Annotated in this window: 19 protein-coding genes; 5 read left to right on the top strand and 14 right to left on the bottom strand. The window is 70.7% G+C overall.

Annotated features, from left to right (window positions below):
• Positions 1 to 12: 12 nt before the first annotated feature.
• Positions 13 to 591: a transcriptional regulator NrdR gene (gene nrdR, locus AQI94_RS24695; protein ID WP_031043092.1), complete on the bottom strand. Its 579-nt coding sequence runs from the start codon at positions 589 to 591 to the stop codon at positions 13 to 15.
• A 561-nt stretch (positions 592 to 1,152) separates the two neighbouring features.
• On the opposite strand from nrdR, the gene lexA reads away from it, so the two are divergent.
• Positions 1,153 to 1,932 carry a transcriptional repressor LexA gene (lexA, locus tag AQI94_RS24690; protein ID WP_031043090.1) on the top strand — a complete coding sequence of 260 codons (780 nt, stop codon included), beginning with the start codon at positions 1,153 to 1,155 and terminating at the stop codon, positions 1,930 to 1,932.
• Between the two features lie 144 nt (positions 1,933 to 2,076).
• Here lexA and AQI94_RS24685 read toward each other — a convergent pair whose 3' ends face one another.
• From AQI94_RS24685 to AQI94_RS24670, 4 genes are all read right to left on the bottom strand, one after another.
• Positions 2,077 to 4,095 carry an ATP-dependent DNA helicase gene (locus AQI94_RS24685; protein WP_031043089.1) on the bottom strand — a complete coding sequence of 673 codons (2,019 nt, stop codon included), beginning with the start codon at positions 4,093 to 4,095 and terminating at the stop codon, positions 2,077 to 2,079.
• 408 nt (positions 4,096 to 4,503) lie between these two features.
• Positions 4,504 to 5,367, bottom strand: a complete 864-nt coding sequence (locus AQI94_RS24680; RefSeq protein WP_031043085.1) for a GNAT family N-acetyltransferase — start codon at positions 5,365 to 5,367, stop codon at positions 4,504 to 4,506.
• A 39-nt stretch (positions 5,368 to 5,406) separates the two neighbouring features.
• Entirely contained in the window at positions 5,407 to 7,356 is a 1,950-nt protein-coding gene (locus AQI94_RS24675; RefSeq protein ID WP_031043082.1) for an IucA/IucC family protein, read from the bottom strand.
• A 573-nt stretch (positions 7,357 to 7,929) separates the two neighbouring features.
• Positions 7,930 to 9,438 (bottom strand): diaminobutyrate--2-oxoglutarate transaminase family protein, encoded by a 1,509-nt coding sequence (locus AQI94_RS24670; protein WP_037942001.1) that lies wholly within the window; start codon positions 9,436 to 9,438, stop codon positions 7,930 to 7,932.
• A 426-nt stretch (positions 9,439 to 9,864) separates the two neighbouring features.
• Here AQI94_RS24670 and AQI94_RS24665 point away from each other — a divergent pair, with 426 nt between their 5' ends.
• Positions 9,865 to 11,094 (top strand): trypsin-like serine peptidase, encoded by a 1,230-nt coding sequence (locus tag AQI94_RS24665; RefSeq protein WP_031043064.1) that lies wholly within the window; start codon positions 9,865 to 9,867, stop codon positions 11,092 to 11,094.
• 137 nt (positions 11,095 to 11,231) lie between these two features.
• Here AQI94_RS24665 and hflX read toward each other — a convergent pair whose 3' ends face one another.
• The 6 genes from hflX to miaA all read right to left on the bottom strand — a co-directional run bounded on the left by hflX (position 11,232) and on the right by miaA (position 19,947).
• Positions 11,232 to 12,728: a GTPase HflX gene (gene hflX, locus AQI94_RS24660; protein WP_031043061.1), complete on the bottom strand. Its 1,497-nt coding sequence runs from the start codon at positions 12,726 to 12,728 to the stop codon at positions 11,232 to 11,234.
• A 136-nt stretch (positions 12,729 to 12,864) separates the two neighbouring features.
• Positions 12,865 to 14,409 carry a M1 family metallopeptidase gene (locus tag AQI94_RS24655; protein ID WP_031043058.1) on the bottom strand — a complete coding sequence of 515 codons (1,545 nt, stop codon included), beginning with the start codon at positions 14,407 to 14,409 and terminating at the stop codon, positions 12,865 to 12,867.
• A gap of 454 nt (positions 14,410 to 14,863) precedes the next feature.
• Positions 14,864 to 17,155 (bottom strand): RelA/SpoT family protein, encoded by a 2,292-nt coding sequence (locus AQI94_RS24650; RefSeq protein ID WP_062229937.1) that lies wholly within the window; start codon positions 17,153 to 17,155, stop codon positions 14,864 to 14,866.
• Positions 17,156 to 17,442: 287 nt separating this feature from the next.
• Entirely contained in the window at positions 17,443 to 18,312 is an 870-nt protein-coding gene (dapF, locus tag AQI94_RS24645) for a diaminopimelate epimerase (RefSeq protein ID WP_031052762.1), read from the bottom strand.
• A gap of 84 nt (positions 18,313 to 18,396) precedes the next feature.
• On the bottom strand, positions 18,397 to 18,900 hold the full coding sequence (locus tag AQI94_RS24640) for a hypothetical protein (protein ID WP_031052761.1): 504 nt from the start codon (positions 18,898 to 18,900) through the stop codon (positions 18,397 to 18,399).
• A gap of 108 nt (positions 18,901 to 19,008) precedes the next feature.
• Positions 19,009 to 19,947 (bottom strand): tRNA (adenosine(37)-N6)-dimethylallyltransferase MiaA, encoded by a 939-nt coding sequence (gene miaA / locus AQI94_RS24635; protein WP_031052758.1) that lies wholly within the window; start codon positions 19,945 to 19,947, stop codon positions 19,009 to 19,011.
• 183 nt (positions 19,948 to 20,130) lie between these two features.
• On the opposite strand from miaA, the gene AQI94_RS24630 reads away from it, so the two are divergent.
• Positions 20,131 to 20,472 carry a hypothetical protein gene (locus tag AQI94_RS24630; RefSeq protein WP_031052755.1) on the top strand — a complete coding sequence of 114 codons (342 nt, stop codon included), beginning with the start codon at positions 20,131 to 20,133 and terminating at the stop codon, positions 20,470 to 20,472.
• A gap of 24 nt (positions 20,473 to 20,496) precedes the next feature.
• Positions 20,497 to 20,766 (top strand): antitoxin, encoded by a 270-nt coding sequence (locus tag AQI94_RS24625; protein ID WP_031052753.1) that lies wholly within the window; start codon positions 20,497 to 20,499, stop codon positions 20,764 to 20,766.
• Between the two features lie 156 nt (positions 20,767 to 20,922).
• Here the strand turns inward: AQI94_RS24625 and AQI94_RS24620 are convergent, their stop codons facing one another.
• Genes AQI94_RS24620 through miaB form a run of 3 tightly spaced genes read right to left on the bottom strand, consistent with a single transcriptional unit; the run spans position 20,923 to position 23,505 of the window.
• A complete protein-coding gene (locus AQI94_RS24620; RefSeq protein WP_079062563.1) occupies positions 20,923 to 21,636 on the bottom strand; it encodes a class III extradiol dioxygenase subunit B-like domain-containing protein in 714 nt (237 codons plus the stop codon).
• 10 nt (positions 21,637 to 21,646) lie between these two features.
• Entirely contained in the window at positions 21,647 to 21,943 is a 297-nt protein-coding gene (locus AQI94_RS24615) for a hypothetical protein (protein ID WP_031060495.1), read from the bottom strand.
• Between the two features lie 35 nt (positions 21,944 to 21,978).
• Positions 21,979 to 23,505 (bottom strand): tRNA (N6-isopentenyl adenosine(37)-C2)-methylthiotransferase MiaB, encoded by a 1,527-nt coding sequence (gene miaB, locus AQI94_RS24610; RefSeq protein ID WP_031060493.1) that lies wholly within the window; start codon positions 23,503 to 23,505, stop codon positions 21,979 to 21,981.
• Between the two features lie 211 nt (positions 23,506 to 23,716).
• On the opposite strand from miaB, the gene argG reads away from it, so the two are divergent.
• Positions 23,717 to 25,171, top strand: a complete 1,455-nt coding sequence (gene argG, locus AQI94_RS24605) for an argininosuccinate synthase (RefSeq protein ID WP_031060491.1) — start codon at positions 23,717 to 23,719, stop codon at positions 25,169 to 25,171.
• Positions 25,172 to 25,195: the final 24 nt, after the last annotated feature.

Raw genomic sequence — 25,195 nt, 5'->3', positions numbered from 1 at the left:
CCGGCCCGCCGATCAGTCGGCGGCGCGGGCGGGCTCGGGGACTTGAGCAGTCCCTCCGGGCCCGCGATCGTCTTCCTGGCTCCCCGGGACGACCTCGTCGCCGCCCCCAGCCTCTCCGCGGTCCTCGTCGTCCGCGGCGGGGGGTCCCGTGTCTTCCCTCAGTTCCGTGATCGCCGCCTCGAAGTCCTCGAGCGAGTCGAACGCCCGGTAGACGGAGGCGAATCGCAGATACGCGACGAGATCGAGCTCCTGCAACGGGCCGAGTATGGCCAGCCCCACGTCATGGGTGGTCAGCTCGGCACTTCCGGTGGCCCGCACCGCCTCCTCGACCCGCTGGCCCAGCTGGGCGAGCGCGTCCTCGGTGACAGGCCGCCCCTGGCATGCCTTGCGCACGCCGTTGATGACCTTGGTGCGACTGAAAGGCTCGGTGACTCCTGACCGCTTGACCACCATCAGCGAGCACGTCTCCACGGTCGTGAAACGACGGGAGCAGTCCGGACACTGGCGGCGCCTGCGGATCGACGTGCCGTCGTCGGTCGTACGACTGTCGACGACGCGGCTGTCGGGGTGCCTGCAGAAGGGGCAGTGCATGGGCTCCCAACCTCCTCACAGCAGACTCAATAGCCTCGCTGAGCCCCATGGGCCCCTCGAAGCAGCCCCCAGCATAGGCGATCGCAGCGGGCGTGAAGACCCGGGGGACCACAACTTCTGGGCTGCTGTAGCAATCCAAGCACTACATGTAGGGATTGGCACGGCATACACGCCGTATACGCGTGTCGCGCCCGTATGGGCCTGTGCCGTACGACCGTCCCGGCACCCGGCGAACACGACGCACAGCCGTATCGCTGCGCCGCATGCGGAGATACCGTGAGCGCCACAAGGAGGGGACGTGGGATTCCCGCACAGATGGGAGCCGCTACCCGGCCGAGGGGACACCTGATGGCAGACTGGGGCAACAACCCGCGAGGTCGCCATCCGGCGGTGAAGAGTACAGCAATGGGCCCTTTTGTTCGGCAGGCGGCGCGTTAGCCATACACCCAGACACATGATCGCGATAGCTGAACCGCGATTTTTCACTCGAACGTGTGTTTGGCGCAACCTTTCGAAAGCAACTACCGTTGTCCAGCAGGGAGACCATCGAGAGGGGCCGACGTGACCACGACCGCAGACAGTGCCACCATCACTGCCCAGGACCGTTCCCAGGGCCGACTCGAGCCGGTGCATGCGATGAACGAAGCCGCGAATCCGGAGGGGCAAAAGCGCTCCCTGCCGGGCCGACCTCCAGGCATCCGGGCCGACAGCTCGGGACTCACCGACAGGCAGCGCCGGGTGATCGAGGTCATCAGGGACTCCGTCCAGCGGCGCGGATACCCGCCGTCGATGCGGGAGATCGGCCAGGCGGTCGGCCTGTCCAGCACCTCGTCCGTCGCACACCAGCTGATGGCACTGGAGCGCAAGGGCTTCCTGCGCCGCGACCCGCACCGGCCGCGCGCGTACGAGGTGCGCGGCTCGGACCAGGGCGCCTCCGTGCAGCCCACGGACACCGCGGGCAAGCCGGCCGCGTCCTACGTCCCGCTGGTGGGCCGGATCGCCGCCGGTGGCCCGATCCTCGCCGAGGAATCCGTCGAGGACGTGTTCCCCCTCCCCCGCCAGCTCGTCGGTGACGGTGAGCTGTTCGTGCTGAAGGTCGTCGGTGACTCGATGATCGAAGCCGCGATCTGCGACGGCGACTGGGTCACCGTGCGCCGCCAGCCCGTCGCCGAGAACGGCGACATCGTGGCCGCGATGCTCGAAGGCGAGGCCACGGTCAAGCGCTTCAAGCGCGAGGACGGCCATGTCTGGCTGCTCCCCCACAACTCCGCGTACGAGCCGATCCCCGGCGACGACGCGACCATCCTCGGCAAGGTAGTTGCGGTTCTGCGGCGCGTCTGAGCCCCGCGACCGGCCTCGCCGATGCGACCGGGCCCCGGAACCCCTGCGCCGGTTCCGGGGCCCTGTGCTGTCCGACCCCGGTGACGGACGGCCCTTGATCGCGGTTGTCCCTGTCCCCTACCTGGGGGACAGGGACAACCGCGATCACTCCGCTTCCGCCTGCGCTTCCCCGGCCACGGCCGCGAGCTCGGCCGCTTCCGTCACCTTCGCCACAGCGTCGATGGCCGCCAGTGACTTCCTGACCTGGTTACGGTCCGTGGTGTACCAGAAGTCGGGCAGCGACGCCTTGAGATAGCTGCCGTACCGCGCCGTGGCAAGCCGCTGATCCAGTACGGCGACCACGCCACGGTCCCCCGACGCCCGTACGAGGCGACCGGCGCCCTGGGCCATGAGCAGGGCGGCATGCGTGGCCGCGACCGCCATGAAGCCGTTGCCACCCGCGTCCTCCACCGCCTTCTGGCGGGCGCTCATCAAGGGGTCGTCGGGGCGCGGGAACGGGATCTTGTCCATGACGACCAGCTGACAGCTGGGCCCGGGCACGTCGACGCCCTGCCAGAGGGACAGCGTGCCGAAGAGGCAGGTCTTCGGGTCGGCCGCGAAGTTCTTGATCAGTTCGCCGAGAGTCTCCTCGCCCTGGAGCAGGATCGGGAACTCCGGGACACGGGACCGCAGTTCCTCGGCAGCCAGCTGGGCCGCCCTCATGGAGGAGAACAGTCCCAGGGTGCGGCCGCCGGCCGCCTGGATGAGCTCCGTCAGCTCGTCCAGCATGTCCACTCGGTCGCCGTCCCGCGCGGGGCGCGAGAGGTGCTTGGCGACGTAGAGGATCCCCTGCCTGGGGTAGTCGAAGGGCGAACCGACGTCGAGGCCCTTCCACTTCGGCAGGTCCTCGCCCTCGGTTCCTTCCGGAGCGAGCCCCAGCGACGCCCCTACGCCGTTGAAGTCGCCGCCGAGCTTCAGGGTCGCCGAGGTCAGGACCACGGAGCGGTCCGCGAACAGCTTCTCCCTCAGCAGGCCGGACACGGACATGGGAGCCACACGCAGTGAGGCACCGAAGCGGTCATGACGCTCGTACCAGACGACGTCCCACTCCGAACCGTTCGTGATCCGCTCCGCCACGTCGTGCACCGACTCCACGGAGGCCAGCGCCTGCTTGCGGACCGCGTCCTCGTCCTGCACCGATTTGTCGCGCGTCGCCCCGATCGCGGAGATGACCGTGCGGGCAGCGTCACGCAGAGCCATCAGCGCGTAGCCGAGGTCCTCCGGGATCTCCTCCAGCCGGCCCGGCAGGGCGAGCTCCATCAGCCGCTCGAAGCCCTCGGCCGCGGTCTGGAGCTGGTCGGCCGCCTTTTCGTTGACGAGTTTCGCGGCGCGACGCACCGCGCGGTTGACCTGGCCCGGGGTGAGCTCGCCGGTGGCGACGCCGGTGACCCGGGACACCAGCTCGTGCGCCTCGTCGACGATCAGGACTTCATGCTGGGGAAGGACCGGGGCGCCTTCGATAGCGTCGATCGCGAGCAGCGCGTGGTTGGTGACGACGACCTCGGCGAGCTTGGCACGCTCGCGGGCCATCTCGGCGAAGCACTCGGCTCCGTAGGCACACTTCGTCGCGCCCAGGCATTCGCGGGAGGAGACGGAGATCTGCGCCCAGGCGCGGTCGGAGACGCCCGGCGTGAGGTCGTCGCGGTCACCGGTCTCGGTGTCCTGCGACCAGTCACGCAGCCGCAGCAGATCCTGACCGAGCTTGCTGCTGGGCGCGGCGGCCTCGAACTGGTCGAAGAGGCCCTCCTCCTCGTCCTGCGGAACGCCTTCGTGGAGGCGGTGCAGACACAGATAGTTCGACCGGCCCTTGAGCATCGCGAACTCCGGGCGGCGGCGCAGCAGTGGGTGCAGGGCATCGACGGTGCGCGGCAGATCGCGCTCGACGAGCTGTCTCTGCAGTGCCAGGGTGGCCGTCGCGACGACGACCCGCTCCCCGTGCGCGAGCGCGGGCACGAGATAGCCCAGTGACTTTCCGGTACCAGTGCCGGCCTGCACCAGCAGGTGGGAACCGTCGTCGATCGCGTCCGCGACGGATTCGGCCATGGTCACCTGGCCGGGGCGCTCCATACCGCCGACGGCAGTGACGGCAGCATGCAGGAGTTCGGGGAGTGAGGGCTTCGTCATAGCGCGACCACCCTACGGCCCGGCACTGACAAAGGGGCGATCAAGGCGGGGACCAGGGGTGGGATCAAGACCGGGAGCTCCTCGGGGACGTGGGTGTGGTGGGAGAAGTAGGAGGAGTGGGGGGTGGCGGGATGGCGGGCGGATCGGGGGGCCGATCCGGCTTCGGCGGGGACTGGTCCTTTCGGAACAGGCCGAGAGCGGCTTCGATCCGGAGGCGGCTGGGATGGATCTAGTCCGATGGACAGCCGGCAGCCGGTGGGTGGCGCGGGGGCCGGTGGGTGGCACGGGCGGCCGGTGGGTGATGCGGTGGAAGTAGTCCGATCTGAGCCCGTCGAAAAAGTCTGGCCGCGGGTGGGAACCGACTCGGCGCGAGCGGTGTACCAAAAGTGATTGCGTGATGACGTGCTGCTACATCAGTTCGCGCAGTGACCGGTCTCGGATCATGAGGGCCGCCCGCTTGGCGGGCAGGTCCACCTCGGCGGAGAAGCGGAATCCTGCGCTCAGAAAGGCGGTGACGGAGGGGATGTTGCGAAGGTCGGGTTCCGCGACGACACGGGCACAGGCGGGCCGCTTGTCGAGTGCGAGATTGGCGACGGCTCTGAGGAGAGCACTGCCGAGACCGCGCGCCCGATGGGTGACGGCACCGATGAGGAGATGGATACCGGTGTCGTGCGGTCGGGCCGGATAGTGGCGGGCCAAAGGATCCAGGTCAGCCCGGTAGATCTCCCAGTAGCTCATCGGGGTGCCCTCCAGCACCCCGAGGCAGGGAACGCTGCGTCCGTCGTGGGCCAGCTGGGAGCGTAGGTGGTCCTCCGTCACGTTCTGGGGCCCGGCCAGCTCCCAGAACGCGCTCACGGCGGGGTCGTTCATCCAGTGGCAGACGAGGGGAAGGTCCCGCTCGACGCGGACGGGCACGAGTTGGAACACGCCCACCGGAGTCGTGATCGGACCCCACCCGGCGATGCCGTCGAGCAGGTCGCTGTCGGCCGCCGAGGTGAGTGATGTGGGCGGTGAGGTGTTGTCACGCCGGATCTCTTGCTCGTGCCCGGCTCCGACATCGGTGTTGCCCGAGCGCGGCCGTCCTGTCTCGAAGAGCGCTAGGAGTTCGTCCGGCAGACGCAGGTCGAGTGTGTCCTCTTGGTCGGTGCTCCGGTCTGTGCTCCGGTCGGCGCCCTCGGCGGTGTCGTCCCCGGCCGGGGCGGGACAGGTACCAGTGCCGACGTCGGGCCCGGGGGCGGAAACGGCGTCGGTGGTCGCGTCGCTGCGAGACACGGGGGCGCTCCTCTCAGGAGGCGGGGTAGGTCATGTTCCTCAGGCGTGAAGGGGGTTGGCGATGGTGACGTAGACGGACTGGGTGTCGACGGGACCCACGAGTTCGTCAAGGCCGTGCACGCGGGTCAGCAGATTGGCCTTGCAGCGCAGGACGGGTGAGTCGAGCAGTCGACCGGGAAGCGTGGTCCGCAGTCGAGTGGGTCCGGAGGCCGCGTCGGCGAGGAAGCGGCGGAAGGCGGCGAGCAACAGCCGTTCGTCAGCAAGGTGCTGGGAGCCGAACGCACCAATGAGGCCGAGGACGTTGTTGATCGCGAGGTAGTAGGCGAAACGCTCGTCGGTGACCTCGTCGGAGACGAAGGTGTCGCTGAGTGTGCCGATGCCGGGCAGCCGGGCGTCGAGTTCCGCCCGCCGGGCCTCGCGGAAGTAGTAGCCCTGGTTGTCGCGGTAACGACCGCCGGCGGGCCAGCCGTCGCCGTCCAGGAGGACCAGGGTGTTCTGCTGGTGCGCCTCCAGCGCGATCCCCGCCTCCCCGTCGAGCCACAGCACCGGGCGGACGACGTGTTCCAGGTAGCGCAGGAACCACTCGGCGGCCACGGCTCCGCGGGGACGACCGGTTCGGGCGGCCAGGCGGGTGACGACCTCGGCCAGCCGGGACCGCCAGACCGACCGGCCCGCTTCCGGGCGGCCCTCGGCGGGGCCGGGGTGGGCGTAGGGGCGCGGTGAGACGAGTCCGGCGATGCAGGAGACATCGTGCGAGGGGGTGAACGGGTTGTGCCTGATCACCACGTCGATTCCGGGGGCGGGGCTGCCGTCGGGCCCGTCGACGGCGAGCCACGCCGGGTCGCGGACGATGTCGAATGCCGGGTGGGCAGCCTGCCACTCCTTGGACAGGCCGCTGCGCAGGAGCCGGTGCACCTCGACGCCGCGGTGGAGTTCCTTACGGAGGTTCTCACGGCGGGAGTTGGTGATGCGCAGACCCAGCGAGAGCTTGAGCATGGCGGGGGCACCAGAGCGATGGACAGTGCGTACGGAGGAGGTGGGGTGCCAGGGGGCGCCGTGGGCGCCCAGGTCCCGGAGCAGTCCGGTGGCGAAAAGAGGGGCGGTCTCGGGGCGGAGCTGTACCTCGCGGAGCTGCCACGGGTGCAGCGGCAGGGCCGTGTGTCCGTCGGGCAGTACCAGGGCGGGGCCGACGAGGCGCCGGGTGAGTTGGGCGGCGGCGACGGGGCGACCGCGTTCGGTCCAGGCAGAGTCGGTGGCAAGGAGAGAGGGATCGACCGCGAGCCAGTGCAGGGGGAAGGAGCCACGCAGTTCGGGTGAGTACAGAGCCGCTTCGGCTTCGGAGAGACCCTCGCGGCTCTTCGGGGCCGGGTGCAGAGGGTGGCCGAGGACGAGCGACTGCTCGGCGGTGAGGAAGAGGTCGGCGCGGTCGAGGACGGAGTCGGGGCCGTCAGCGGAGTCCTTGCGACGCCCTCGGACGAAGGTGGCGGTGCGACGGACGGAGTCGGCCACTCGGGCGATGAGTTCGACACCGCCGGAGGCGGCGGGGGTTTCTGTCGCCGACGACTCACGGGTGAGCAGTGCCGCGACGGTGACTGCGTCGGCCGGCGGGGCCTGATCGGGGGCGTCGGCGAGACGGGGGAGGCCGAAGCGGTGCCAGCCCGTCGGGGACCAGTAATGGACGGGGACGAGGAGGGATGTGCCGCTGGCCGGGAGCGGAACACGGAGGATGCCGTCCGCGGGGGCGGGCAGCCCGGTCTCGCGGACCCAGCAACGCAGCAGATTCTCCACGGTCGCGGCTTCGGCCGCGGTGTGTGGATCGGGGTGGGACAGGAGGTCGGTGGTGGCACCGCGCAGGCGTTCCCGTTCGGGCGGGCCGGCCTGGGACGGGGTGTGGGCAGGACGAGGTCCACGCTGCGAGGAGTTGGACGTGTCGGAGTCGTTGCGCGGGCGCGTGGGGGTGGGGCTGTGAGGGGTGGGGGTGGTGTTCAAGTTCGGTGGTCCTCGGTGGGTCTGCCTCGGCGGGGCTGCTGACTCGTGGGGAACGGGGTCGGCGCCGGGACCGAGTTGGTCCGGTGCCGGTGCCGGGGCGGCTGGTCGGGGCTTGGTGAGAGATGGGGCTGTCGAGTCGCTGGGAGGTGAATGGTGTTCGGGAGGGGATCGGTGAGCCATCGAGGTGATGGGGGCGGCCGCTCGGAGGTGCTGGCGCGCTGTGCGCGACTCGGCCTATGGCGCGCGGGAGGGTGGCGGCTGCGAGGTGGGGCGGCGCTCCGGCTTCTGATCTGGCCCCAATTCCGACCTCGGTTCCGGCTCCGGGCTGGTTTCGAACCCGAACCCCTGCCTCGGTCCGATCGCCGACCCCGGCCCCAGCTCCGACACCGACTGTGGCCGTCGCACCGGCCGAGGACGTGGCTGCGCTTCCTGTCCTCTGTGCCGTTCCAGCCAACACACCGGCCCCTGCCGCTCCATCCGCCACAGCCGCAGCATCAGCCGATCCACCGGCCCCACCCCCAGCCAACACACCAGCTCCCGCCGCCCCTCCGGCGTACATCGCCGCCCCGGCAACTAGCCCATCCCCTCACCCCGGTTCCGTCGCCGACGCTGCCGTTGCCTCTCGCCGGCGGGGCCGTGACTGCGGGCCACCGCTGCCACGGCGTCTGCCAGGCGGTCGAGGACCGCGGTCGTCTGTTCGTCGGTGATCGTCAGGGGCGGGAGCAGGCGGATGACACTCGCGTGACGGCCACCGAGCTCGACGATCAGCCCACGCCGGAGGCACTCCTGTTGGACGGCGGCGGCAAGCTCGGGAGAGGCAGGGCGAGGAGACGGGATGCTTTCGGGCACCACCGACGCGCTCGCACCACCGGAGCTACCGAATCCGACCGTGCCCAGCGGTCCAGCAGGCCCCTCCCCTTCCGCGCGCTCCCCCACTCCCTCCCCTTCCGCCTCCACCAGCTCGATCCCGATCATCAGTCCCCTGCCTCGCACGTCACCGATCACGGGAAACTCCCGTGCCAGCGACCGAAGTTGCTGCAGCATCCGGGCGCCGAGGGTTGCCGCGCGCGCTGTGAGGTCGTTCTCGCGGACGTAGGCCATCGTGGCCGTGCCCGCGGCCATGGCGAGTTGGTTGCCGCGGAAGGTGCCGGCGTGGGCGCCGGGCTCCCAGACATCGAGGTCGTCGCGGTAGACGACGACGGCGAGAGGGAGGCTGCCGCCGATGGCCTTGGAGAGGACCATGACGTCGGGGGAGATGCCGCTGTGCTCCACGGCCCAGAAGGCGCCGGTGCGACCGACCCCCGTCTGGACCTCGTCGGCGATGAGCGGGACCGACCGGTCGGCCGTGATCCGGCGCATGCGCCGCATCCACTCGTCCGGGGCCGGGAGGACCCCGCCCTCGCCCTGCACGGGTTCCAGAATCATCCCGGCGGGCAGCGGCACCCCGGATTTGGGGTCGTCGAGGAGGGATTGCGTCCAGCGGGCGGCGAGTTCGGCGCCGTGTGGGCCACCGACCCCGAACGGGCAGCGGTAGTCCTGCGGATAGGGCAGCCGGGCGACCCGTACGTCGAAGGCGTCACCGGCCGCTTCGAGCGCTCCGGAGGTCATGCCGTGGTAGGCACCGGCGAAGGCGAGGATGCCGTTGCGGCCGGTCGCGGCGCGTACGAGCTTGAAGGCGGCCTCCACCGCGTCGGTGCCGGCGGGGCCGCAGAACTGCACGCGAGCGTGGTCGGCGAGCCCACCAGGGAGGGTGCGGAACAATTCGGTGATGAAGGCGTCCTTGACGGGGGTCGCGAGGTCGAGGACGTGGAGGGGCGCGCCCGAATCGAGGACCTTTCGGATCGCTTCCAGGACGACGGGGTGGTTGTGGCCGAGGGCCAGGGTGCCGGCACCCGAGAGGCAGTCGAGGTAGCGGCGACCGTCGGCGCCCTCGATGGTCAGGCCACGTGCGCGTACCGGGACGATCGGGAGGGCGCGGGCGTAGGTGCGCGCGGCCGACTCACGGGCCGACTGGCGCCGGAGGATCCCCTCGTGCGCCGAGCGGGCCTGCGACGGTTCCGCGACGGCGGTGGGCCCCGCCATGGCCTCCCCGGATGCGGTGTCGGTCATGGCCATGGTGCTCCCGTCGTCGCGCTGCGCAGGGGCAAGCGGTTCCCTCGCGGACTCGCCCGCCCCGACATACGGAGCCCCGTATCCCTTTGCTCGACGTCTCGGCACATCGATGCCCCGACTGTCGGGAGAAATCCGGGGATGGGGGCGTGGAGGACCGAACCGTCCGCCGGCAGCAGGTCCCCACCGCTACCAACCCCGGACCGTTCGGCGGGTTACGGGTTGTCCGCAGATCTTTGACATGACGGAACCGTTGCGGTTCGACGGGAAGTCCCCCATAACGGGCGCATGGGGTGCGATGCCGGTCCGAGGCGTGGTGCCGGAGGGTGAACTCATGGGCGTCAGCGGGGAGTCCCGGGTTCCGGCACCGGGTTCGTCCGCACCAGGGGGAGGCAGAGCATGCGATCCGTACTGCTGTTGTTGACCGTTCGGGGTGGAGGTGAAGTGGGCGCGCGCCGCAGAGTCTCCCCCGTGCTGGCTGCCGTGGCCCTCGCGTCCTTGCTGGCGCTGACCGCCACCGGCTGCGGCTCGAACGACCCGGACGCGAACGCGCAGGCCTCCGCCTCAGCCGCGTCCGAGGGAGACGGCAAGATCACGATCCCGGACGACATCAGGGACAGGCTCAAGGAGCACGGGATCGATGTAGACAAGTGGAAGGACGGGGCCTGGAAGAACTGGGACCGGGACGACTGGCTGCGCAAGGCCCAGGACTACATCAACCCCGTCATCGAGGGTCTGTGGGACCCGGACCGGATGCAGGAGGCCGAGGATCCCGACCGTGGTGTCCGGGAGAGCGACCTCTCGGGTGACCAGGGTGTGACCGACCCGGAGCCGGCGCCGGTGGACGCGAAGGCCGTATCGCCTACGTACCACGACACCGTCCCCGAGGCGGGCAAGGTGTTCTTCGACTCCCCCGAAGGCACGATGGTCTGCTCGGCGACGGTCGTGGCCGACCCGGCCAACCCTGGCAGGTCCAACCTGGTGTGGACGGCGGGGCATTGTGTGCACGCGGGCAGGAGCGGCGGCTGGTACCGCAACATCGCGTTCGTGCCGTCGTACAACGACCAGGCGTTCTCGGCAGGGGAGTTGGCCGGTGCGACCGAGGACGAGCTCGCTCCTTACGGCGTCTGGTGGGCCGACTGGGCGGGGACCTCGGACCAGTGGATCGCTCAGGGCGGTCCGACCGGCGGGGCCGGTGCCCCGTACGACTTCGCCGTCATCCATGTGACACCGGAGAACGGGGGTAGCGGCAAGTCACTGGAGGAGACGGTCGGTTCGGCCCTGCCGGTGAACTTCGCGGCGCCGGCGGTGCCGCGGGTGGAGAGCATCACGGTCGACGGGTATCCGGCGGCGGCGCCCTTTGACGGGGAGACGCTGTACCAGTGCCAGGACAGGCCGGGACGGCTGTCCATCAACGCCTCGGATCCGACGATGTACCGGATCGGCTGCACCATGACGGGTGGTTCGTCCGGCGGCGGCTGGGTGGCGACGGGTGCGGACGGCGAGCCGGCGCTGGTGTCGAACACCTCGATCGGCCCGGTGAACGCGGGCTGGCTGGCCGGCCCCCGGCTGGGTGAGGTGGCCAAGGGGGTGTACGACACGGTCAGTCAGAAGTACGCCGGCCGGTGACAGCTCCTGCTCACGGTAGGCCCGAGTCCCCGAACGACCACGACCACCCACGCCGGTGTGCCGAAGACGCCGAAGGCCCGCCCCTTCTCGAAAAGGGCGGGCCTGTCAGACGAACTACAGCACTCGAACTACAGCACTCAGGCCACAACCGGGGCCGGCACGTACGGTGCGAACTCCGCGGCCAGTTCCTCGTGCACCCGCACCTTGAGCAGGGTGCCCTCCGCGGTGTGCTCCTCGGAGATCACCTCGCCCTCGTCATGGGCGCGGGCGACGAGCTTGCCGTGGGTGTACGGCACGAGCGCCTCGATCTCGACGGACGGCCTGGGCAGTTCGTTGTCGATCAGGGCGAGCAGCTCGGTGATGCCCTGGCCGGTACGGGCCGAGACCGCGATGGCGCGCTTCTCGATCCGCATCAGCCGCTGGAGCGTCAGCGGGTCCGCCGCGTCGGCCTTGTTGATCACGACGATCTCCGGCACGCCGGTGGCACCGACGTCCCTGATCACCTCGCGCACCGCGGCCAGTTGCTCCTCCGGGTTCGGGTGCGAGCCGTCCACCACGTGCAGGATCAGGTCGGACTCGCCGACCTCCTCCATGGTGGAGCGGAACGCCTCGACCAGGTGGTGCGGCAGGTGCCGTACAAAACCGACGGTGTCGGCCAGTGTGTACAGACGGCCGCTCGGGGTCTCCGCCCGGCGGACGGTGGGGTCCAGGGTCGCGAACAGGGCGTTCTCGACCAGGACGCCCGCGCCCGTGAGGCGGTTGAGCAGGGACGACTTGCCGGCGTTGGTGTAACCCGCGATGGCGACCGAGGGCACCTTGTGGCGCTTGCGTTCCTGGCGCTTGATCTCGCGGCCGGTCTTCATGTCCGCGATCTCCCGGCGCATCTTCGCCATCTTCTCGCGGATCCGACGCCGGTCCGTCTCGATCTTGGTCTCACCGGGACCACGGGTGGCGAGGCCGCCGCCCTTGCCGCCGCCCATCTGACGGGACAGCGACTGACCCCAGCCGCGCAGTCGCGGCAGCATGTACTGCATCTGCGCGAGCGCGACCTGCGCCTTGCCCTCACGGGACTTGGCGTGCTGGGCGAAGATGTCGAGGATCAGGGCCGTACGGTCGATGACCTTGACCTTGACGACGTCTTCGAGGGCGATGAGCTGGCCGGGGCTGAGTTCGCCGTCGCAGATGACGGTGTCCGCGCCGGACTCGACGACGATGTCACGCAGCTCCAGGGCCTTGCCGGAGCCGATGAAGGTGGCCGCGTCGGGCTTGTCGCGACGCTGGATCACGCCGTCGAGCACGAGTGCGCCTGCGGTCTCCGCGAGGGCGGCGAGCTCTGCGAGGGAGTTGTCGGCGTCCTGCGCGGTCCCCGTGGTCCAGACGCCGACGAGGACGACCCGCTCCAGACGGAGCTGGCGGTACTCGACCTCGGTGACGTCCTCGAGCTCGGTGGAGAGGCCGGCGACGCGGCGCAGGGCCGCGCGCTCGGATCGATCGAACTGCTCGCCGTCCCGCTCTCCGTCGATCTCGTGGCTCCAGGCGACGTCCTCTTCCATCAGGGCATCGGCCCGAAGACCTTCGGCGTAAGTGTGCGCGAGGCGCTGCGTGTCCTGGGAAGGGGATGAAGAGGAGGTCATTGGATCCTTACGTCGATGGGGATTCAGATTCGGCGGTCGTAGAAGTCAACGCACGAGCACTCCGGGAGATTCCCCCGCGCCCCGTGCCGCGCCGACCTGAAGATGGTCGCACGGCACGGGGCGTCTCGTCACCGCCTTATTTCACCGGTGCGGCGGTGGGTGCCACGGCCTTCCAGTCCGGGTGGCCGGGCATCGCCGGGGTCTTCTCGCCGTAGAGCCAGCCCTGGAGGAAGCCGCCGAGGTCGCGTCCGGAGATCTGGGAGGCGAGGCGCACGAAGTCGGCGGTCGACGCCGTGCCGTCCCGGTGTTCCTGGACCCAGGCCCGTTCCAGGCTCTCGAAGGACTTGCGGCCGATCTCCTGGCGCAGGGCGTAGAGCACCAGGGCAGCGCCGTCGTAGACGTTCGGCCGGAAGATGCTGATCTTCTGGCCGGGCTTGGGCGGCTTGGGCGCGGCGGGTGGTCCGCCGGCGGCGCGCCAGCGGTCCGAGGCGCCGTACGCGGCCTTCATGCGGGCCTCCAGGGTGCGGCCCGCCTTCTCCTCCGCGTACAGCGCCTCGTACCAGGTGGCGTGTCCTTCGTTGAGCCACAGGTCGGACCAGGTGCGGGGGCTGACGCTGTCGCCGAACCACTGGTGGGCGAGCTCATGGACCATGATCGACTCGACGTACCACTTGGGGTAGGCGGGCTCGGTGAAGAGATCCTTCTCGAAGAGGGAGAGGGTTTGGGTTTCCAACTCGAAGCCGGTGTCGGCGCCGGCCATGAGGAGGCCGTACGTCTCGAAGGGGTAGATCCCGACCCTTTTCTCCATCCAGGCGAGCTGGCCGGGGGTCTTCTTGAGCCACGGTTCGAGCGCGGCGCGGTCCTTTGTCGGCACGACGTCGCGGACGGGCAGTCCGTGCGGTCCCTCGCGGTGCAGCACGGTGGAACGTCCGATGGACACCTGGGCGAGCTCGGTGGCCATCGGGTGCTGGGTGCGGTACGTCCAGGTGGTCGCCCGGCCGACGCGGTCCACGTCCGTCGGGAGCCCGTTGGCGACGGCCGTGTAACCGTCGGGCGCGGTGACCCGGATGGTGAACATCGCCTTGTCGGAGGGGTGGTCGTTGCACGGGAACACCAGGTGGGCGACGTCGGCCTGGTTGGCCATGGCGAGCCCGTCCGCGGTGCGCACCCAGCCGCCGTCCCGGTCCGCGGCGGAGACGGGGTCGCTCGTGTGCCGGACGGTGATCCGCGTCCAGCTGCCGCGGGGCAGCGGATCGTCGGGGGTGATGACGAGATCCTCGCCCGCGCCGGTGAAGGCGGCGGGGCGTCCGTCGACCTGCACCGACCGGACCTCGCCGTGCGCGAAGTCGAGGTTGATGCGGTCGAGTTCGGTCGTCGTCCAGGCGTCGATCGTGGTGACGGCCGTGAGCGGCTTGCTGTTGCTGCCGGAGTAGTGGAAGGAGAGGTCGTACGACGCCACGTCGTAGCCGGGGTTGCCGAGGTGCGGGAACAGGCGGTCGCCGACGCCGAGCGGCTCGGCCGGAGCACCGGCGGCGAGCAGGCAGACGGAGACGGCGGAGGCGAGCAGCGCGACCGCCTTGCGCCGTCGGGTGCTTCCGGTACGGCAACGGGGGGCGTCGGGGCCGGGTCGGTCGGCGTGGGCAGGGCCCGGGCCGGTGCGGGGGTGGGGGGTGAGCGGCATGCACCACCGCTACCAGCGCGGGCGTGTGCCACGGCGGCGACGCGCGATCGGCCCACTCGAACGGGGTCCTCCGGTCCCGTTGAGGTGGACGCGTACGCTCCTGCGTCCCGCCACGCGCGCGTGAAGGCGTTTCGAGCGATCCTCACGCGTGAAGGTCTGGGGACCGGCGCCTGCGACAGGAAGGCTTGCGAACGGTCCCCACGCGCGCGGTGAGCCCTGTGGCGCAACGCAGGCCGGGTAGCAGCCCCCTGGAGTGTCGGCCCGCCCCCGTCCCGCACAGGAGAAGCCTCTACGGCGTCCCTCTTGATGAGCGGGTCCCTGAGGTGCCGGCGCCGCCCCAGGCGCAGCGGTCTGGGACACGGCCTCGCCCCAAGTCGGCCAACCCCCTGAGGGACATCGAATCCGGCGGCCTCAGCCCGTTGCGACGTAACCCAGCCCCCGACACCCTCCCCCATCACCCCCCAGGCGTCTGCGCCCTGCTCACGTCATAGACGCCCGGTACGTTCCGCATCGCCCTCATCAGTGCGGGGAGCAGGGCCGCGTCCGGCAGTTGGACCGTGTACGTGTGGCGAACGCGCTGCTGGCTGGGGGGCTCGACGGTCGCGGAGACGATTTCGGCGCCCTCGCCCGCCATGGCCTCGGTGAGGTCGGCGAGGAGGTGCGGGCGGCCGAACGATTCCGCGAACAGTGTGACCCGGCACTCGGCGGTGTCGCCCCAGCGCACGTCGACCTCCCCGCGCCCCACGCCCTTCATCCGGTCCACCGCGGCGCACTCGACGCGGTGCACGGTGACCACTCCCCCGCGTACGGCGAAGCCGGTGATCTCATCGGGCGGTACAGGGGTGCAGCAGCCGGCCAGCCGGACGGTCGCGCCGGGCTGGTCGACGAGGGCGACGGCGGCGCCCGGGCGGTCGGCGGTCTGGTCGTCGGAGGTCTGCGGCCCGCTCATGATCCGACCCGCGCTGTCGGGCGTGTCGGCGGCAGGCTGCTCCGCGACGGAGGCCCGGAAGGAGTCCGCGCCCTGAGTCGTCATGTCGGCCGTCACGTCGGCCGCCCTGAAGGCCGTCACGTCGCCCGTCGCATCGGCCTTCATGTCTGCCGTCCCGTCCCGGGCCTCGGCCCCCTCCGGCACCTCATGCGTGGGATGCGTCGCGATCCACCGCTGGATGGCGATCCGGGCGGCGGGCGTGTGCGCGTGCTCCAGCCACTCCTTGGAGGGCTCGGCGGCCGGGTCCTGACCCATGAGGAGCTGGACGGTGTCGCCGTCCTTCAGGACGGTGCTCAGGGTCGCCAGGCGGCCGTTGACACGAGCGCCTAGACACGCGTGCGCGTCCTCGCCGTACTGCGCGTACGCGGCGTCCACGCAGGTCGCCCCCTCGGGCAGGCCCAGGGTGCCGCCGTCGGGCCGGAAGACGGTGATCTCGCGGTCCTGGGCGAGGTCCTCGCGCAGAGTGGACCAGAAGGTGTCGGCGTCGGGCGCGGCCGCCTGCCAGTCGAGGAGGCGGGAGAGCCAGCCGGGCCGCGTCGGGTCCACCCGCTCCTCGTCGGCGCCGAGGCCGTGGGACGCGCTCTGCTCCTCCGAGGAGTCCGCCGGGGAGGCGTACGGATTGCCGAGCGCGACCACCCCCGCCTCGGCGACCTTGTGCATCTGGTGGGTGCGGATGAGGACCTCGACGACCTGTCCGTCGCCGCGCGCCACCGCCGTGTGCAGCGACTGGTACAGGTTGAACTTAGGTACGGCGATGAAGTCCTTGAACTCCGAGACGACCGGCGTCATACAGGTGTGCAGTTCGCCCAGGACGGCGTAGCAGTCGGCGTCCTCCCCGACCAGGACCAGCAGACGGCCGAAGTCCGCGCCGCGCAGTCTGCCGCGCTTGCGGGCCGTGCGGTGCACGGAGACGAAGTGGCGTGGCCGGATGACGACTTCGGCCTGGATCCCGGCCTCGCGCAGCACCCCCCGCACCTCGTCGGCGATCTCGGCGAGCGGGTCGTCCGCGCGGGAGGCGTTGTCGACGATCAGCTCGCGTGTGTGCTTGTACTCCTCCGGGTGGAGGATCGCGAAGACCAGGTCTTCCAGTTCGGTCTTGAGGGCCTGGACCCCCAGGCGCTCGGCGAGCGGGATGAGGACGTCGCGGGTGACCTTGGCGATGCGGGCCTGTTTCTCGGGGCGCATCACGCCGAGGGTGCGCATGTTGTGCAGCCGGTCGGCGAGTTTGATCGACATCACGCGGACGTCGTTGCCGGTGGCGACGAGCATCTTGCGGAAGGTCTCGGGCTCGGCGGCGGCGCCGTAGTCGACCTTCTCCAGCTTGGTGACGCCGTCGACGAGGAAGCGGACCTCCGCGCCGAACTCCTCGCCGACCTGATCGAGCGTCACCTCGGTGTCCTCGACGGTGTCGTGGAGCAGGGAGGCCGTCAAGGTCGTGGTCTCGGCGCCGAGTTCGGCGAGGATCAGGGTCACTGCGAGCGGGTGTGTGATGTACGGCTCACCGCTCTTGCGCATCTGGCCGCGGTGCGAGGACTCGGCCAGGACCCAGGCGCGGCGCAGGGGCTCGAGGTCGGCGTCGGGGTGGTGGGCGCGGTGGGCCTCGGCGACGTGGCCGATGGCGTCGGGCAGCCGGTCGCGGGCGGCCGGGCCGAGCAGCGCGGCACGGCCCAGGCGGCGCAGGTCGATCCGCGCCCGCCAACGGGCGGCCGGGCCTGCTACCGGACCTGGGGTCGCGGGGTTCGTCGCCTCCGCACTCATGGGCACCTCCGGCTGCGTGGACCGGCGGACGGGGTGCCCCATGGCGGACACGGCTCAGGGGATGGCATCTGTCCCCCGTCCGGGCCGGTGCTTGATGCTACCGAGCCCATCACGCTCGGCTGACCGCCTCTCGGCGAGCGTGAAACGGATCACCCATTCGAGCGAAGGTTTGTAGGTTTACGATTTCGCGCCACCTGACTTGCGACTGGCTGTGGTTCTGCATCGCACAAGAGGTAAGGGGCTGCGGTTCCACGCCTCCGGGGCTCTGATCTTTTAGATTCATATGGTCAACGAACCTCGTTTTCAAGCCAGTCGGCGTCGATCTCGCCCTCGGCGACGATCACCGCGGGACCGGTCATCTCGATCTCGCCGTCGACCTGTTCGGTGATCACCAGGGTGCCGCCGGGCACGTCCACGGTGTACGTCGCCGGGCTGCCGGTGGCCGCCGGGTCGACTCCGTCCCTGCGGGCCGCGGCCACGGCGACGGCGCACGCGCCCGTGCCGCAGGACCGGGTCTCGCCCGCCCCGCGCTCGTGCACGCGCATGGCGACGTGGCGGGGGCCCCGGTCGACCACGAACTCGACGTTGACCCCGCTCGGGTAGGCGGCGGCCGGGCTGAAGGGCGGCGGGGAGTACAGGTCGCCGGCGTGCGCGAGGTCGTCCACGAAGGCGACGGCGTGCGGGTTGCCCATGTTCACGTTCCGTGCGGGCCAGCTGCGGTCACCGACGCTCACCGTGACGTCTCCCTCGGGCAGCAGCGCCCTGCCCATGCCGACGGTGACGTCCCCGTCCTTCGCGATGTGCACGGCCTTCACGCCCCCGCGCGTGGCCACCGCGAGGTCGCCCTCGGTGACGTGACCGGCGTGCTGGAGATAGCGGGCGAAGACGCGTACGCCGTTGCCGCACATCTCCGCGACGGAGCCGTCGCCGTTGCGGTAGTCCATGAACCACTCCGCGTCCCCGGCCATGTGCGCGGCCTCGGGGTGCTCGGCGGACCGTACGACGTGGAGCAGGCCGTCACCGCCGATGCCGGCCCGGCGGTCGCACAGGGCGGCGACGGCGGCGGGGGGCAGGTCGAGGGCGTTCTCGGGGTCCGGGACGATCACGAAGTCGTTCTCGGTGCCGTGGCCCTTGAGAAAGAGGATCCGGGTGCTCATCTCTCGATCGTACGTGCAGGCCGGTGAAGGCTGCGTCCCGCGCCGGAGCCGGGCATTCCACGCGGCCCCGCACCCCGGAAGCCTCTAGCGGAGCCTCGCCACGCGCCAGACCGCGAGAACGACCACGACCGCCACCAGCAATACGTACCCGAGCACGACCCGCCAGTCCGCACGGCGGCCCGACCCCCGCTGCGGCAGTCCCGGCCACGTGTAACCAACCCGGCGCGCGGCCATCATGCCCCAGCCCGCCGCACAGGAGCAGATCAGCAGGCCCAGCATGGCGATCACCGCTCCGCTGTCGCCGAAGTCGAAGGCCAGCGGGAAGGCGAACATCAGGGAACCGACCGCGGCCAGCGAGACGATCGGGGCGAGCTGCCAGATCCGCAGGCGGCGCTGCGGGCGCAGTTCGACCTCGACCTCTTCCCCGCCCGGGAACATCTCCTCGGGCTCGGGACCGTCGGCGGTCACACCGCCCTGGGTGTCGTCGGGCCCGTCGGGGCTCAGACGCTCCGCGTCCTGCTCCGGCTCACCGCTCTCGACGGTGAGGGGCTCGGTGCCTTGTGCGGTGTCGCGAGGGCCGGCCTCCATCGCCACGCGCCCTCCCAACTCGGACTCCACTTGGTCGATCGAAGCTCGATGATGGCACGGCGCCGGAGGCCGGGATGACGGCCGGAGCGTCCCGATGCCAGGACGTGATCAGGCTGTGACCGGTCGTTCGACCAACGCCAGTGCGAGCTGCGGAAGTTCTGTGAGATGTGCCGCAGCCCCACTCAACCAGTGCACCCGCGGGTCGCGCCTGAACCATGAATCCTGACGGCGCGCGAAGCGTTTGGTGGCACGGACGGTCTCGGCCCGCGCGTCCTCCATCGTGCACTCCCCCGAGAGCGCCGCGAGCACCTGCTGGTATCCGAGCGCACGCGAGGCCGTGCGCCCCTCGCGCAACCCGCGCGCCTCCAGCTCCCGCACCTCGTCCACGAGACCCGCCTCCCACATCCGGTCGACCCGACGGGCGATGCGCTCGTCGAGTTCGGGCCGGGCGACGTCGACGCCGATCTGAACGGTGTCGTAGACCGAGTCATGGCCGGGGAGGTTGGCGGTGAAAGGCTTGCCGGTGATCTCGATCACTTCGAGGGCCCGGACGATACGGCGGCCGTTGCTGGGCAGGATCGCCTGCCCGGCTCCGGGGTCGGCGGCGGAGAGACGGGCGTGCAGCGCGCCGGAGCCGCGCAGCACGAGTTCCTCCTCCAGACGGGCCCTGACCTCGGGGTCGGTACCGGGGAACTCCAGGTTGTCGACCGCGCCGCGGACATACAGTCCGGATCCGCCGACGAGGATCGGCCAGCGGCCCTCGGCGAGCAGGGCGTCGATCCTGGCGCGGGCCAGCCGCTGGTACTCGGCGACGGAGGCGGTGACGGTCACGTCCCAGATGTCCAGGAGGTGGTGCGGGACACCGGCGCGTTCCGCGGGCGTCAGCTTGGCGGTGCCGATGTCCATCCCTCGGTAGAGCTGCATGGAGTCGGCGTTGACGACCTCGCCTCCCAGTCGCTGGGCGAGAAAGACGCCCAGATCGGACTTTCCGGCCGCAGTGGGGCCGACGACGGCGATGACGCGGGGGGCGGGGGGTGCGCTGCTCACCGCCCCAGTCTCGCAAACCTGGAGGCACCACCTCGAACGAGTTACGTGACGGCGCGGATCCGACGTCGTTGCCAGTTGCGTGGTGTCCGCCGCCCTGTTCATGGCGGCGATGTTCCGGACGGCGCGAACGGGCGCACCGGACGACGCGGGATTTCCCCCGCACACGTAACGTATGGAGTTGATATGGGCGTTTTCGCACGACTTCTTCGCAGGTCGAAGGCCACGGAGGAGGCGTCAACCGCCGAGACGCAGGCCGGCATCCCGACGGCCGAGTCCGCGGCGGAGGAGGCGGCACAAGCCGAGGGATCGACGGACGTCGAGGGAGGGGCCGGGACCGAGGTCGACTCCCCGGCAGAGGCCGAGGCCACCCACACCGCCACGGCCACGGCCACGGCCGAGGGCACGGACGGATCGACGGCGACGGAGGCCGGCGAGGACGCTGCCGCCGAGGGCGTCGAGATCCCCAAGCAGCAGTCCGCAGCGGCGGCGGCCGATCATGAGGCCGGCGAAGGCGCCCGCACGTAACTGTCCCTAGTGGGAAGGTGAACGATGGGTCTCCTGGACAATGTGAAGGCCAAGCTCAGCCCGGCCAAGGACAAGGTCTCCGGTCTCGCGCAGCAGCACGGGGACAAGATCCAGCACGGCATCGACAGGGCCGCGAAGGTCGTGGACGAGAAGACCAAGGGCAAGTACAGCGGCCGGATCCAGACGGGCACGGGCAAGGCCAAGGACGCCATGGAGCGCCTCGCGCACACCGACGGCACCAAGGGACCAGGGGACGGCAGCGCGCCGCCGGCCTCACCGCCGCCGGCTTCCTGAAGGGCAGTACGGCGCATCGACGGACGGCCGCGGGGCGGGACGCCCCCGGCCGTCCGCCGTTTCCCGGACTCCGCCCAGGACCCGCCGCGGAATCGGCGACGGCGACCGCGACAGCGACAGCGACCGCGGCTCTCGCTGCCGGCCCTCCCGCCGACGTCAGGACCAGGTCGCGACCACGTACCCCACGCCGTACGGCGCGTCCTCGTACAGCAGTGCGCCGCCGAGGTCGGCGCCCTCGGCGGCGCCCGCGAGGATCTGCCAGCCGGCCCGGCCGGACGCCTTCAGTTCGTACGCCAGCTCGGCGTCCAGCGCGCGCAGGGCCGCCACGTCGGCCGCGCCCAGCGCCCGCGCGACCTCCGCGTCGAAGGGCGCCGCGCGCTCGTCGAGGTAGCCCGGTGCCTTGAGCGTGCGACAGGCGCTGGCGTCACCCATCACCAGCATCGCCACCCGCTCGGCCCGGGCGGCGATGCCCCTTCCGGTCTGGATACACCGCTCGGGCTCCAGCGGTTCCCCCACACCGAGTCCCTCGATCGGGGCGCAGGACCAGCCGGTGCGCTCCAGCAGCCACGCGGCGACGGCCAGCGAGGCCGGGAGCGGACGCTGCGGGGCGGAGTCCCCCTCCGGCCCGAGCCGTACGTCCACATCGACACCGAAGCCGCGGAACGACCCCGGGGCGCCCTGCGGATGCGGGCCGCGTCCGCTCTCATCGGCGGGCCCCACGACGACGAGGCGGTCGGGCCGCGCCGCCGCGAGAACGCCCAGCGCGTCCGTGCAGGCGGCACGGGCCCCGTCGAGCTCGGGCGCCGCCCCGGCGGCGACCGGCGGCACGAGAACGGGCGGACAGGGACAGACAGCGGCTGCTACAAGCATGATCGGCAGCCTACTTCCAGGCCCACGGCCAGGACTCGGGATGCGTGCTCCAGGCCAGTTCGCCGAGCCGGTAGACCACGCAATGCGTGGACAACACGCCCTCGATGTGGGCGTAGTAGGCGTCCCCGTCGCCGATCCGGTAGACGTGCCGACGCTTCTGGCGCAGGGTGAGGCCCGGCCGGTGGGTGCAGGCGAGCTCGTACAGGCGCGCGCGTGCCTCTTCCCGGGTGCCCTCGAAGTGCGCCACCTCGTCCACGTCCTGCTGGTCTCCGTGACTTCGGTCGACCAGGACCACCCAGCGCCCCATGCCCCGCCCCTCCTGCGTGACCGGCGGCGGGCCGCTCAGTGCGCCGCGCAGCCGCCCGTGGCCGCCGGCAGCGGCTCGGGAACCCCGATCTTCGGGAGGCCCAGCATGACACCCGCGGGCCCGGCGGCCTCGGCCGCGTTCCGCTTCTCCCAGGCGTCCCCCGCGCGCGTGCGGCGCACGTCGAGGGCGGTGCCCTCGGCGAGAAGGTGGTGGGGGGCGGCGTAGGTGATCTCGACCGTGACCACGTCGCCGGGGCGGACCTCCTGGTCGGGCTTGGTGAAGTGGACCAGGCGGTTGTCGGGGGCGCGGCCGGAAAGGCGGTGGGTGGCGCCGTCCTTGCGGCCCTCGCCCTCGGCGACCATCAGCTCCAGGGTGCGGCCTACCTGCTTCTTGTTCTCCTCCCAGGAGATCTCCTCCTGGAGGGCGACGAGGCGCTCGTAGCGCGACTGCACGACCTCCTTGGGGATCTGCCCGTCCATGGTCGCCGCGGGGGTTCCGGGGCGCTTGGAGTACTGGAAGGTGAAGGCGTTCGTGAAGCGGGCCTGGCGGACCACGTGCATGGTCTGCTCGAAGTCCTCCTCGGTCTCGCCGGGGAAGCCCACGATGATGTCGGTCGAGATCGCCGCGTCCGGCATGGCGGCGCGGACCTTCTCGATGATCCCCAGGTAGCGCTCCTGGCGGTAAGAGCGGCGCATCGCCTTGAGGATCGTGTCGGAGCCGGACTGCAGGGGCATGTGCAGTTGCGGCATCACGTTCGGGGTCTCGGCCATCGCCTCGATCACGTCGTCCGTGAAGTCACGGGGGTGCGGGGAGGTGAAGCGGACCCGCTCCAGGCCCTCGATCGAGCCGCACGCGCGCAGCAGCTTGCTGAAGGCCTCGCGGTCGCCGATGTCCGAGCCGTACGCGTTGACGTTCTGGCCGAGCAGCGTGATCTCGGAGACTCCCTCGCCGACCAGCGCCTCGATCTCGGCGAGGATGTCGCCGGTGCGGCGGTCCTTCTCCTTGCCGCGCAGGGCCGGGACGATGCAGAAGGTGCAGGTGTTGTTGCAGCCGACGGAGATGGACACCCAGGCCGCGTAGGCGCTCTCGCGCCGGGTGGGCAGCGTGGACGGGAACGCCTCCAGCGACTCGGCGAACTCGACCTGCGCCTCCTCCTGCACGCGCGCGCGTTCCAGCAGGACCGGCAGCTTGCCGATGTTGTGGGTGCCGAAGACGACGTCGACCCAGGGGGCCTTGCGCACGATGGTGTCGCGGTCCTTCTGCGCGAGACAGCCGCCCACCGCGATCTGCATGCCGGGCCGCGAGGCCTTCCTGGGCGCGAGGCGGCCGAGGTTGCCGTAGAGCCGGTTGTCGGCGTTCTCCCGCACCGCGCAGGTGTTGAAGACGACGACGTCGGCGTCCCCGTCGGAGCCCTCGGGGGCGGGCACGTATCCCGCCTCCTCCAGCAGTCCGGACAATCGCTCGGAGTCATGGACGTTCATCTGGCACCCATAAGTGCGCACTTCGTACGTTTTCGGAGATGAAACGTCCACTGCCGGGCTCCGGTCGCTGCTGCTGGTCATGGCTCAAGGGTAGGCGCTCCGCGGAGGCCGCCGCCCCGGTGCTCAGCCGTGGCCGCTCACCCCCTCCGGGGCGCTCGCACCGACCATGGAGAGGCTCAGGCGCGCCGTCCCGCCCAAAGGTGAGAGGCGCCCATCGCGGATGACGTGAATCACGCGGGAGACGGAAGCCGGGGACTTTGCATGACCATACGTGGTGATGCATAATCTTCCTATGTCCAAGGTCCTCACGTCCCTCCCCGCCGGCGAACGCGTCGGCATCGCCTTCTCCGGTGGTCTCGACACCTCCGTCGCGGTCGCGTGGATGCGCGACAAGGGCGCCATCCCCTGCACCTACACCGCGCACATCGGCCAGTACGACGAGCCCGACATCGACTCGGTGCCCGGCCGCGCGAAGACCTACGGTGCCGAGATCGCGCGCCTGGTCGACTGCCGCGCCGCGCTCGTCGAGGAGGGCCTGGCCGCGCTCACCTGCGGGGCGTTCCACATCCGCTCCGGCGGACGGGCGTACTTCAACACCACGCCGCTGGGCCGTGCCGTCACCGGCACGCTGCTGGTGCGGGCGATGCTGGAGGACAACGTCCAGATCTGGGGCGACGGTTCGACCTTCAAGGGCAACGACATCGAGCGGTTCTACCGCTACGGCCTGCTCGCCAACCCGAACCTGCGGATCTACAAGCCGTGGCTGGACGCGGACTTCGTGACCGAGCTCGGCGGCCGCAAGGAGATGTCGGAGTGGCTGGTCGCGCACCAGCTGCCGTACCGGGACTCCACGGAGAAGGCCTACTCCACCGACGCCAACATCTGGGGCGCCACGCACGAGGCCAAGACCCTGGAGCACCTCAACACGGGCATCGAGACCGTCGAGCCGATCATGGGCGTCAGGTTCTGGGACCCGTCGGTCGAGATCGCGCCCGAGGACGTGACGATCGGCTTCGACCAGGGCCGCCCGGTGACGATCAACGGCAAGGAGTTCGGCTCCGCCGTCGACCTGGTCATGGAGGCCAACGCCATCGGCGGCCGGCACGGCCTGGGCATGTCCGACCAGATCGAGAACCGGATCATCGAGGCGAAGAGCCGCGGCATCTACGAGGCCCCGGGCATGGCCCTGCTGCACGCGGCCTACGAGCGTCTCGTCAACGCGATCCACAACGAGGACACCGTCGCCCAGTACCACAACGAGGGCCGGCGCCTGGGCCGTCTCATGTACGAGGGCCGCTGGCTGGACCCGCAGGCCCTGATGATCCGCGAGTCGCTCCAGCGGTGGGTCGGCGCGGCGATCACGGGCGAGGTCACCCTCCGCCTGCGGCGCGGCGAGGACTACTCGATCCTCGACACCATGGGCCCGGCGTTCTCGTACCACCCGGACAAGCTGTCGATGGAGCGGACCGAGGACTCGGCGTTCGGCCCGGTGGACCGGATCGGCCAGCTCACCATGCGCAACCTCGACATCGCCGACTCCCGCGCCAAGCTGGAGCAGTACGCGGGCCTCGGCCTGATCGGCACCGGCAGCCCCACCATCGGCGCCTCCCAGGCCGCCGCGACCGGGCTGATCGGCACCATGCCGGAACTCCCCGAGGGCGGCGCCGAGGCGATCGCCTCCCGCGGCGAGGTCTCCGAGGACGAGGCCCTGCTGGACCGGGCGGCGATGGAGTTCGGCACGGACTGACGCCCTGCGGGCGGAATCCATGAT

The sequence above is a fragment of the Streptomyces pseudovenezuelae genome, assembly GCF_001513955.1.
Taxonomy (GTDB): Bacteria; Actinomycetota; Actinomycetes; order Streptomycetales; family Streptomycetaceae; genus Streptomyces; species Streptomyces pseudovenezuelae.
The sequence above is the reverse complement of the archived record's forward strand: the minus strand, read 5'-3'. Positions and strand labels throughout refer to the sequence as shown.